Below are 11,303 nucleotides of genomic sequence, written 5' to 3'. Positions count from 1 at the left end.
TTATGATAATTAATAAAACAACTAATCATAGTTCCCTTATAGTATACCATAAAAGCAACATTTCCTTGTATCTTATTCAAATTTATAAGTCAGATTAGACGCATCTAAGGTCGGCACATTACTATTTGGCATCTATCTTCTCTATACTCTTACTTTTTCCTGTTATAAGTTCTGAATGAGATATATTTTCTCCGTCAAAAACCACAGGATAACCGTATTCATAGCCAATAGTTGCAGAGTGATCTGCACTAATAAAAAGGTCTAACGACTCACTTGATTGTATATGGAAGTAGTTCTGAATAATTTTACTATTTACATTTTTATAAGTAATAGAAGCATCACCAGTCTCCCAATTATAGTACGTTTTTTTGAGTTCAAATCGAGATAGAACTGCTTTATTTAGTTCTAACTTTTGAAATAAAAAACCATCATAAAACAAATCATCTTTAGAAACTTCTGGATTCAAAAATTCTAATCCTTTTTCAGTGTACACAATACGGCTTTCTAAAAGCATTTTTTCTTCATAAGGATTACCTCGAGCTTCTATTCTTTTAAAAGTGCCAGTTATTTCTTGTGTTTCTGCGTTTCCTACGAGATCAATCTTCTGGTAACGAGAGTAGTCCTTCGTCTCATCGTAAGTATCAGTACTTCTAATCTCAAACCCTTCCGGAAATTGCTTAAACAAGTCAAAGAGATTTTCAGTTGGATAAACTCGACTAACCTCAGATATTTTGTTCTCAATCCATTCTCGACTGTTCTTATTTTCTCCACATCCTGTTATTCCTATCATTATCAACCCTCCTAAAAGTAATATTGCGAAAAACGCGCGTTTTTTCATAACCTTCTCCTTACTTATAATATTCAATAAAACAGCTGACCATAGCACCCTTATAATATACCATAAAAGCAATATTTCCTTGCTTCTTATTCAAGTTCGTAAGTCAGATTTGCTGCATCTAGAGTAGCAATACCACTATTCGCCGTATCCTTTTTACTTATACTTCTCTCCTAATTTGATACTCTCTCCTTAAAATAACAGCCATCATTAAAATCAACAGTAACAGAATAGTAATAAAAGTCATCTAACCTCAAAGAACTACCAAATCCTAGCACTGTTTCAACTTGTTGCTGTTTATTAAAATATTGGTTAATCGTTGTGTTTTTAATAATATAATCTATATCAAAAGAACCATTATTTCCGTTAAAATGTTTGTTTTTTAATGATAATTTACTTAAAAATTCTTTATCTATACAAAGTTTTTGAAACAAGAAACCATCAAACTTCCACATTTTTTTAGCAGTTTCTTCATCAGAAAAAATAAATTTATTGTCTACATATTGAACACTTACTAACTCCTCTTCGCTTTTTGGTGCATCATCCTTCGCTGGGATTTTAGAAAGAGTACCTGTTATTGTATGCAATGTTGCATCACCTTTCAGCTTAATTTCTGTGATAAAATCGTCAATTCCATCACTTTTCTTTTTAAAATAAACCTGCTCAATCTCAAACCCTTCTGGAAATTGCTTAAACAAATCAAACAGATTCTCTGTTGGATAGACACGACTAACCTCAGATACTTTGTTCTCAATCCATTCTCGACTGTTCTTATTTTCTCCACATCCTGTTATTCCTATCATTATCAATCCTACTAAAACTAACTTTGCAAAAAACATACGTTTTTTCATAATACTCTCCTTATTTATAATATTCAATAAAACAGCTGACCATAGCACCCTTATAATATACCATAAAAGCAATATTTCCTTGCTTCTTATTCAAATTCGTAAGTCAGATTAGAAGCATCTAAAGTTGGAATTCCACTGTTCATAAATTTTTCATCTAGCATTTTATTTCCTATTAATTTGATACCGTTTCTCTATATGTATAAATACTATCGTAGTTGACAGTTACTGAATAATAGTAATAATCGTCGTTTCGGTATGAACTTCCAAAGCCTAATGTTGCTTGTTCATTTTCATCTTTTTTAAAATACTGATTGATAGTTTGATTTTGAACTAAATAATCAATATCAAATGCTCCATTATTGCCATTATAATTTTTAGATTTCATAGATAATGAAGATAGAAAAGAGTGATTAATTGTTAACTTTTGAAATAAAAATCCATTAAAAGGCCATAATTCTTTCGCCTTCTTCTCATCAGAAAAGATAAACTTCCCATCAATATAATCTACTTTTATAGTTTCTTCTGGCTTTTCAGTAATATCATCAGAAGCACGTGTTTTAGTTAGTACTCCGGAAATTGTTTGGTTACTACTATCTCCTTGTAAAGTTATTTCGATAATATAGTTTCCACGTTTTATAAATACTTGATTTACTTTGAACCCCTCCGGAAACTGCTTAAACAAATCAAACAGATTCTCTGTTGGATAGACACGACTAACCTCAGATACTTTGTTCTCAATCCATTCTCTACTGTTCTTATTTTCTCCACATCCTGTTAATCCTATCATGATCAATCCTCCTAAAAGTAATATTGCGAAAAACGCGCGTTTTTTCATAACCTTCTCCTTACTTATGATAATTAATAAAACAACTAATCATATTTCCCTTATAGTATATCATAAAAGGCTGATATGACTGTTTCATCTATGATGTTAAAATCCTGTCTAATTCATTTTAAAACACTGTAATCCTAAGGGTCATGATATAATAGACAATGAATAACAAGCATTACTTGAAGGAGAAATATATGAAAAAATCGTACAGACTTTGTTGCCTAGCTTGTGTGACAACACTAGCCTTAGCCCTTGGTGCTTGCTCATCAAAGCCATCTACTAGTTCTACAAATAATTCAAACAATCAGGCTTCTACCTATCACAAGAAAGATGTAACTGGTCCTGCTGCTTCATTTGACTGGAATGCCAAAGTTGAACCTACCAACTATGAGAGAACCTTTATTGAAACAAACAGTGGCAGTCAATTTAATAAAACTCTAGATCGCACGAAAGAGGCGGCTGAGAATCTTGAAAAAAAGAAAAAAGAAATTTCGGATTCTAAGGTTCAAACAGCCCTCAAATTAGTGGATGCTGTCTTTGTCAATCAAGAAAATCTTGACCTAGTTGTGAAATCAGCGGGTGCTAGCAATCAAGAAGAGTTATTTGATAAGATTTGGAACGAATATTTAGTCCCTGAGTTAACTAAAATCCGTCCGAATTTTTCAAATGATACCGTCTTTGAATATAAAGGAGAAAAATATCCTCTCAAAATTTATGCACCTATGTTTTTCAAGGTCAACACCAATGCATTAGGAAAAGCAGGTGCCTATACTCTTGAGGACTATAAGGTGGAGGGCGACATGGTTTATTTGAAATTTATGTCCCCATCTGTAGATACCTACCAATACGAAGTCAAGGCTACTTATCATGATAACTTCCAAGACTTCTTTCAAGGACTGGTGGAAGAGCAACAAAAGGTTCTTGAAACAGACTATGCTAAAGCTCTAAATATTCGATTTGTTTATCAATTAGCTGCGCTTGATTTTAAAGCTGACAACTACGTAGACCTAGAGGGCATGGATTATTTTGATCGAAACTCTCATTACCTTGCCATAAAAGTGGATAATAATGGTGAAGCTAGCCTTGATAATGAAAATCTCGCCAACCTTTTACAAATTAGCATGAAGGCTTCAAACGAGGCCAATAAAGGAAAATTTGAATAAATCTTTAAAGCATAAAAAAAATCACCTCAAACAGGTGATTTTTGTGTATTCATCTTGTCATTAAAATGTCTTAAATCCGTCCTTTACTCCCCCAACTCAGCACTGTAGGCGATAATCTGGTCAACTGTGTCTGACAAGAATTGGATGGTATCACGGAGTGGTTTGTCTGTTGAAATATCCGCTCCGATAATCATGGCTGACTCAAGTGGTGTCTTGCTACCACCTGATTTAAGGAGATTGAGCCAATCTTCAGCTCCAGTTTCTGAATGTTTCAAATGAAGGTACCCCGCAGTCGAGATAACAAGTCCAGCTGAGTAGGTGTAACTATACAATCCCATGTAATAGTGAGCTTGGCGCATCCAAGTCAGAGCTGCATCGTCATCAATCTCAATGGCATCTCCCCAGAAATCCGTCAAGACTTCCTTCATAATGCTGTTAAGTTTGCTTGCTCCGAAGGTTTCTCCTTCTTCAATCAATGTATAAACCTTACGCTGGAAGGCTGCTTCCAAGAGGTGGGTGATGAAATTATGGAAGTAGGTATCTGTTAAGCGGTGGGCAAGGGCAAAGCGTTTTTGACGTGGGTCATCAGACTGGTGCTCCAAGTAATCACTGAGAAGCAATTCATTGAAGGTTGATGGCGCTTCGACATAGTAGGTTGACATGTGGGCATTGAAGTAGCTTTGGTGATTGTCTGAAAAGATAAATTGACCAGAATGTCCGATTTCATGAATCAAGGTATAGACATCACTCAAACGACCAGTCCAGCTCATGAGGACATAAGGGTGCACGCGATACGGATCCGCCGCATAACCACCAGAATCCTTGCCACTATTAGCAGCGAAGTCTACCCAGCGCTCTTCTTGATAGCGAGCAACTTCCTGACAATATTCTTGCCCCAAAGGTTCTACTGACTTCATGACCAAATCATAGGCGTCGTCAATAGTCACTTCAGGATTAAGAGCACTATCCAAGTCCAATTTCCAGTCTGCAAAGGTCATCTTTTCAAGACCATTGATCTTGGCAACATGCTTGAGGTACCTCTGAGCAACTGGCGCAAATTCTTGCATGATGAGGTCAATCTGGCGGTCAAACATGGCACGGTCAACTTCTTGCTCAGCCAGAAGATAGTCAAAAACTGAGTCATAGCCCTTCATATCTGCCAACAATTTCTCAGACTTGACTTGGGCTAAATAGGCTGCCGCAGCCGTATTTTGGTGCTTACGGAGTCCCTCTGAAAAAGAACGGAAAGATTTCTCACGAACCTCAGCGTCCTCGTGGTTTTGGTAGAAATTTTCATAGGTAACAAAGCTATTTTTGTAGGTCTTGCCATGGGCTTCAAAGTCAGCCATTTCAAAGTCCCCAGCTCGCATTTTGGTGTATATGTCCTGTGGACTGTAGAAGATTTCACCGAGATTGGTCAAAGCTTTCTCCACATCAGCCCCTAGATAGTGGGCTTTTTTGATTTTAGCCTGACGAATGGCTGCCGTCAAGTGAGGCAATTTACCCAAACGGTCCAAGACCTCCTCGTCTGCTGCCACCAAGGCGTCGTCAAAAAAGGTCAAGGCTACGCTGGCATCTGTTTCAAATTCCATCCCAGCTTGGGCAATGTTGGCAAAATCTTCATTGCTATAGTCTGTCGTCTGAGGCATAAAGGCGTAATTACCAATATGGCTCATCTGGATATAGATTTGTTCCAATTCCGCAAAGGCCTTCTCGAAATCTTCAAAAGTGTGAAGATTGCCCTTGTAGTCACGGCTAAATTGGTTAATATCTTCGCGTGTTTTCTCAATGGCACGCAAGAAATCCTCACGGTCTTGGTATAGGGCGGTTAAATCCCAAAGTTCCTTCTCTGGAAATTCTGAACGGTGTTTTTGTTCCATTTTCTTCCTCTTATTTCTCTAATTCTAATAATACACTAATGGCTGATAAGGCATAAAGCGGGGCTGTTTCTGCTCGCAAAATGCGAGGACCAAGTCCTGCAAGAACAGCTCCTTTAGCTTCAAAACTTTCAATTTCTGCTGATGAGAGACCGCCTTCTGGACCAAAGATAAAGAGCAGTTTGGCTCCTTTTTCAAGACCAGCGACTGCTTGCAGGAGCGCAGCAGCTTCTCCCTCTTTTGCTGATTCTTCATAAGCCACCACAATTGAATCAAACTGGTCAAACTGAGCTAGAAAATCTGCTTTTTTCTCGAAAAGCTGAATACTTGGAACGATATTACGCTTGCTTTGTTCTGCTGCTCCAAGGGCGATTTTTTCTAGTTTTTCGACTTTCTTGCCTAGTTTCTTGCCGTCCCATTTGGCAACTGACCAATCGGCAGGAAAGGCCCAGATTTGGCTAGCGCCTAGTTCTGTTACTTTCTGAGTAATAAACTCCAGCTTGTCTCCCTTGGGAAATCCAGATGCGATGGTGACTTGAACGGGCAGTTCCACATTGTCCGCTAATTCTTGGACCAACTCAAACTGACGCGCTTCCACATCTATCACGCGCGCCAAACGCTTGATGCCATCATCAAAGACCAAGGTCACCTCATTATCTTCTTTCAAGCGCATAACCTGAAACATATGCTTGCTGGTTTCCTTGTCCTCAATAGTGACAGGAGAGATTGCACTGCCTTTGACAAAATACTGCTGCATGCTAGCCTCCAATCACACCTGAAATATCCTTGGTCTTCTTAAAGACACAGGCATTCCATTCCCCTTGCATCATGTGAGTTTCAAGGAAAAATCCAGCTGACTCAGCCGACTCGCGTACCATGTCCCACTTGTCCTTGATAATGCCACTCATGATGAGGTAGCCTTCGTCCTTGACCAAACGATAAGCATCCTCTGTCAGATGGATGAGAATATCCGCCAAGATATTGGCTACAATGACATCTGCTTCAATCTCCACCCCCTTGAGCAAATCACCTGCCGCTACATGGATATTTTCCATGCCAGAATTAAGTTCAATATTTTCCTGAGCCACACGAACCGCCACATCATCCAGGTCATAGGCGAAAATTTCCTTGGCACCAAGCAGCGAGCTGGCAATAGAAAGGACACCTGAACCAGTTCCTACATCCAGCACCGTTTCGCCACCACGAAGAACCTGCTCCAAGGCAAAGAGGCTCATCTTGGTGGTTGGATGCGTCCCAGTCCCAAAAGCCATACCAGGATCCAGCTTGATAATCTTTTCTCCCGCAGTTGCCTCATAGTCTGTCCAGGACGGCACAATGGTCAAGTCATGAGTGATGCGAGCTGGCTCATAGTATTTCTTCCAGTTGTCAGCCCAGTCTTCCTCAGCCAAGGCAGTCGTGCCCATCTTGACCTCTCCTAGATCCATAAAATCAGTTAATTCTGCCAGGCGAGCCTGCAAATCTGCCTCAACCACTGCTACATCAACCGTATCAGGATAGTAGGCGGTCACTACGATTTCTTCTTGTTGCTCAACCTCTGGGAAAATCTCACCGAAGCGATCCACATTCCCCACATAGTCCATACTGTCTTCGATCGCAACACCTTGCGCCCCCAGCTCAATCAAGAGATTGGAGACCAGCTCCTCCCCCTCACGCTTCACTGTAACTTTTAACTCTTGCCATGTTTCCATTTTGAATCTTCCTTATTTTTCTTGAATTCCTCAATCACATCTGTGTAGTGTTCTTTCATTGCGCTATGAATCTGCTGTTTAAAAATACCAAACGTAAGATAATAAACAAATAGAACAATTCCTGCTAACAGTATCAGAAACAAAAAATATTCTGAAAATGAAAGTGTTTGATTATTCTCACCTTGTAAAGACAGAACATACAGCAGCCCCCAGATAACAGCCATAGAAATCCCAGCTACTTTCATACCACTCTCTCTCTGCTTCTTTAACTTTAAATATTCCAAATAGATGAATGTAGCTTCTTCTCTAGAATATTGTCCTGTTTTTAGTTTGCGTTTAACTTCCTTGTTTAACGTCGTTGTTGCAATTGCAAAAATCATTTTACTTCCTCCATATAATCCTTCACTCTATCCTGCAACTGGGGTACAACCTTATCTGAGCCAAGAAACTCCTCAACGCTCATCAGTCTATATCCCTGCCCTTCATCACCAAAGACAATCTTGTCAAACTGTTCCTTAGTCAACTTTCCCACTAGAAAAACGGATTTCTTCCCCTCAAAAAGCATACTTGGGTACACCTTGCTCCAAAGCAGGCAATCTTCAGTCAGATGAATTCCTAGTTCTTCGTAAACTTCACGCGCCGCGCACTCAAAAGGACTTTCATCACCTTCTCGTCCGCCACCTGGCAATTCCCAGGTATTAGGGTATGGAATGTTTGCCTTATCATCACGTAAGATAGTTAAGAGCTTATCACCACAAAAGAGGGCAATTTTGCAGCCTGTAAAATCAGAAATTTCTATTTCCATATCAGACTCCTTCGGATAATTCTTTCTCCAACTCTGCTAACCAGTTTTCATAATAGCGTTTCTCATCCCGCACCAAACGGCTAGTCACCATGTTTTGTCTAGCAATTTTTATAGCCTTGTCAGTCTGATCCATATCTTTCTTTACCAGAAATTGATACCAGGCTTGCATTATCTGCGTGTCTGCCATTTTTAGAGATAAGAAGGACTTGACTCCTCGATTACTTGCATATTCCTCTGCTTTCTCATGATCCCTTTCTAGCAAGGCAATTTGAAGAAGGTATAATTGAGAAAGAGTTTGAGACATCGGATTGTCTGTTTTATCTAATAAAAACTGAAAGTGTTTTTTGGCAGTCTCTATCTGACCATCGAATATGAAAACTAGTCCCTGGAAAATCTGAATGCTTTCTGTAAAACTCCCTCTTGCATCCTCATCAACAGGCACGATAAAGTCTTTCAAATCATATTCTTGAGGAGCTAGCAAGGTCTGGGCAGAATGCCTCAACACCAGGTAGGCGTATTTGGTATTTTCAGGATGTTGTAGCAATTCCCAAATTTTTGCTCCATCGGTAATCCCAACTGGCTTAGCATTGATGAGAAGAAAAGATAGATTTAGACAAATCCAAGTAGCTGCAAAATACCAGTTAGCTGTCAAAATTCCATACAATAGGGCCAATAAAATCAAACCAAGATGAACCATCAAGCCTCCTGCAAGCATCAGGATGATTCTTTGATCACTTTCATCTTCTTTTAATCCAATATACTGAGCACCAACATTTTTCAGAACGGCTGTTCGACTCAGATGAAACTTGCCTGACTTTTTGGTCAAAAGAAAGTTTCCTAATCCAAAAGCCACCAGGCGATAGCCTGTCAGGTAACCACAAAATGCATGACCTAGCTCATGAAGGATAAATATCAGATAAATGCTGAGAAAAGTAAATAGATAGCCTGGAATAAAGACTAAAGAAAAATCTAACTCTTTAAAGGCAATCGTCCCAAAAACAAATCCTAGCATCAAAAAAACAAAGGACAGACCAGAAATAAAAGACAAGCCTATTTTCTTCATATACTTTCTCCCCTAGTCTCTAGTATCTCGGATAAGGATAAAACTCTCCTTCTTCCAAGCCGACTTTCCCTTCTTCAAAGACTTCTTGGTTCCATTCCATGACGAACTCTTCTGCTTCTGAGTCTTCCAAAAAGTCCATGAGCGTATCCAGCCCAACCTCTGCAGTGTCTTTGAGGAATAGAGCAAAATAGTTTAAAAATTCACGAGAAAATCCTTTCTTTGGCAGATAAGGTATAACTGTCAAATAGTCTTCCTCATTGACAGTTGACTTAGCAGGGTTGTAAAAGAGTACCGCTTCTTCAAAGAGGATATCGTCTGATGATACCTCTCCGTCCTCGTCCACCATCTCCACACCTGCAGCATTTTGTGCTTCCAATAAAAAACTCACTTCAACTGCATGGTTGCGCTTATCCCAGCTAATCTCAAAGTCAAAGGGAAAGTTCTTGTCCAATTCTTCCTCTAAAACATCTAAAAATCCGTATGTTGCCATTTTGTCCTCTTTCTATGCGACTCTTTAATCGCCCCGATTGCTCGGAAATATGCTAAAATAGATACTACCATCTTACCACATATACATCAGAAAATCCATGTTAGAAAGGACTGCTATGCCAGACAATCTCGCGCTTCGCATGCGCCCAAAAACCATCGACCAGGTCATCGGTCAGGATCATCTGGTCGGATCAGGAAAAATCATCCGCCGCATGGTGGAGGCCAACCGCCTGTCCTCCATGATTCTCTACGGACCTCCGGGTATCGGAAAGACCAGTATCGCCTCTGCCATCGCTGGAACGACCAAGTATGCCTTTCGGACCTTCAATGCCACTGTTGATAGCAAAAAACGTCTCCAAGAAATCGCTGAAGAGGCTAAATTCTCTGGAGGATTAGTCCTATTACTGGACGAGATTCATCGTCTCGATAAGACCAAGCAAGACTTTCTTCTGCCACTCTTGGAAAGTGGACTGGTCATCATGATTGGGGCCACAACTGAAAATCCCTTCTTTTCTGTCACTCCAGCCATTCGTAGCCGTGTTCAGATTTTTGAGTTAGAACCCTTGTCTAATCAAGATGTTAAAGAGGCGATTCAAATTGCTCTAACCGACCCTGAGCGTGGTTTTGATTTCCCAGTTGAGCTAGATGAGGATGCACTGGATTTCATCGCAACCTCTACAAATGGGGACCTGCGTTCTGCTTTTAATTCGCTAGATTTGGCTGTTCTCTCTACTCCCGAGAATGACAAGGGCATCCGCCATATCACACTGGATATCATGGAAAATAGCCTGCAGAGGAGTTATATTACCATGGATAAGGATGGGGACGGTCACTACGATGTCCTCTCAGCCCTACAAAAGTCCATTCGTGGCTCGGATGTCGATGCCAGTCTCCACTATGCTGCCCGCTTGATTGAGGCTGGGGATCTTCCTAGTCTCGCTCGTCGCTTGACCGTTATCGCTTATGAAGATATCGGTTTGGCCAATCCTGAAGCTCAGATCCATACTGTAACTGCTCTAGATGCTGCTCAAAAGATTGGCTTCCCAGAAGCTCGCATTCTCATTGCCAATGTCGTGATTGACTTGGCCCTTTCTCCAAAATCCAACTCAGCCTATGTGGCGATGGACAAGGCCCTTGCTGACCTCAAAACATCAGGGCATTTGCCTATCCCTCGACACCTGCGCGATGGCCACTACAGTGGAAGCAAGGAACTTGGGAACGCCCAAAACTATCTCTATCCCCACAACTATCCTGGAAACTGGGTCAAGCAGGACTATCTGCCAGAAAAAATCCAAAATCACCACTATTTTACTCCAGAAGATACCGGCAAATACGAACGAGCCTTGGCGCAACGCAAGGAAACCATTGATAAATTACGGGACTTGTGAAATCCTTTTCAAAAAAATAAATTTTCCTCTTGATTTTTTTTGAAAAAGTGGTATCATATAAACATAGAAACGCTGTGGTGTACGACTTCACACTTAAGTGTTGACCGACTATTTTTTGTATTATTAGGGAAACAAAAGTCTTCTAACAGCATGTAGGCCGTCTCACACGGAAACAGCTTCAGTTAGAGCGAGTTGCCCACCTGCTTAATTGCGCGGGTTCAATACAAACCGTGAAGTTTCGGCACCAATACAGCTTTTTCTTTGCCTCCTTAGCTCAGTTGGTAGAGCAGT

General features: G+C 40.2%; 12 protein-coding genes. 2 read left to right on the top strand and 10 right to left on the bottom strand.

Annotated features, from left to right (window positions below):
• Positions 1–121 precede the first annotated feature (121 nt).
• From HMPREF2655_RS06755 to HMPREF2655_RS06745, 3 genes are all read right to left on the bottom strand, one after another.
• A complete protein-coding gene (locus HMPREF2655_RS06755) occupies positions 122–838 on the bottom strand; it encodes a hypothetical protein (protein WP_070838261.1) in 717 nt (238 codons plus the stop codon).
• A 170-nt stretch (positions 839–1,008) separates the two neighbouring features.
• Complete coding sequence (locus HMPREF2655_RS06750) at positions 1,009–1,686, bottom strand: hypothetical protein (protein WP_070838258.1); 678 nt, start codon at positions 1,684–1,686, stop codon at positions 1,009–1,011.
• Between the two features lie 172 nt (positions 1,687–1,858).
• Positions 1,859–2,521: a hypothetical protein gene (locus HMPREF2655_RS06745; RefSeq protein ID WP_042902654.1), complete on the bottom strand. Its 663-nt coding sequence runs from the start codon at positions 2,519–2,521 to the stop codon at positions 1,859–1,861.
• Between the two features lie 191 nt (positions 2,522–2,712).
• Here HMPREF2655_RS06745 and HMPREF2655_RS06740 point away from each other — a divergent pair, with 191 nt between their 5' ends.
• Positions 2,713–3,681 carry a hypothetical protein gene (locus tag HMPREF2655_RS06740; protein WP_049549753.1) on the top strand — a complete coding sequence of 323 codons (969 nt, stop codon included), beginning with the start codon at positions 2,713–2,715 and terminating at the stop codon, positions 3,679–3,681.
• Between the two features lie 83 nt (positions 3,682–3,764).
• On the opposite strand, the gene pepF is transcribed toward HMPREF2655_RS06740, so the two are convergent.
• Genes pepF through HMPREF2655_RS06705 form a run of 7 tightly spaced genes read right to left on the bottom strand, consistent with a single transcriptional unit; the run spans position 3,765 to position 9,625 of the window.
• Positions 3,765–5,561 carry an oligoendopeptidase F gene (pepF, locus tag HMPREF2655_RS06735; protein WP_070838256.1) on the bottom strand — a complete coding sequence of 599 codons (1,797 nt, stop codon included), beginning with the start codon at positions 5,559–5,561 and terminating at the stop codon, positions 3,765–3,767.
• A gap of 10 nt (positions 5,562–5,571) precedes the next feature.
• The gene (locus HMPREF2655_RS06730; RefSeq protein WP_070838254.1) at positions 5,572–6,315 is read right to left on the bottom strand and encodes a 16S rRNA (uracil(1498)-N(3))-methyltransferase; all 744 of its coding nucleotides are present in this window, start codon (positions 6,313–6,315) and stop codon (positions 5,572–5,574) included.
• A 1-nt stretch (position 6,316) separates the two neighbouring features.
• Positions 6,317–7,267 (bottom strand): 50S ribosomal protein L11 methyltransferase, encoded by a 951-nt coding sequence (gene prmA, locus HMPREF2655_RS06725; RefSeq protein WP_070838252.1) that lies wholly within the window; start codon positions 7,265–7,267, stop codon positions 6,317–6,319.
• A complete protein-coding gene (locus HMPREF2655_RS06720; protein ID WP_070838250.1) occupies positions 7,246–7,647 on the bottom strand; it encodes a hypothetical protein in 402 nt (133 codons plus the stop codon). Before HMPREF2655_RS06720 ends, prmA begins: the two co-directional genes overlap by 22 nt.
• Entirely contained in the window at positions 7,644–8,072 is a 429-nt protein-coding gene (locus tag HMPREF2655_RS06715; RefSeq protein ID WP_000401985.1) for an NUDIX hydrolase, read from the bottom strand. The genes HMPREF2655_RS06720 and HMPREF2655_RS06715 overlap by 4 nt, the downstream gene beginning before the upstream one ends.
• Before the next feature lies 1 nt (position 8,073).
• Positions 8,074–9,135, bottom strand: a complete 1,062-nt coding sequence (locus HMPREF2655_RS06710; protein ID WP_000719510.1) for a site-2 protease family protein — start codon at positions 9,133–9,135, stop codon at positions 8,074–8,076.
• A gap of 19 nt (positions 9,136–9,154) precedes the next feature.
• Positions 9,155–9,625 (bottom strand): DUF3013 family protein, encoded by a 471-nt coding sequence (locus HMPREF2655_RS06705; RefSeq protein ID WP_000257108.1) that lies wholly within the window; start codon positions 9,623–9,625, stop codon positions 9,155–9,157.
• A 115-nt stretch (positions 9,626–9,740) separates the two neighbouring features.
• Here HMPREF2655_RS06705 and HMPREF2655_RS06700 point away from each other — a divergent pair, with 115 nt between their 5' ends.
• Positions 9,741–11,012, top strand: coding sequence for a replication-associated recombination protein A (locus HMPREF2655_RS06700; protein WP_001113182.1), 1,272 nt, complete (start codon positions 9,741–9,743; stop codon positions 11,010–11,012).
• Positions 11,013–11,303: the final 291 nt, after the last annotated feature.

It is taken from the genome of Streptococcus sp. HMSC066F01, from assembly GCF_001837335.1.
In the GTDB taxonomy this organism is placed as follows: Bacteria; Bacillota; Bacilli; order Lactobacillales; family Streptococcaceae; genus Streptococcus; species Streptococcus oralis_S.
This window is presented reverse-complemented; position numbering and strand designations above follow the sequence as displayed.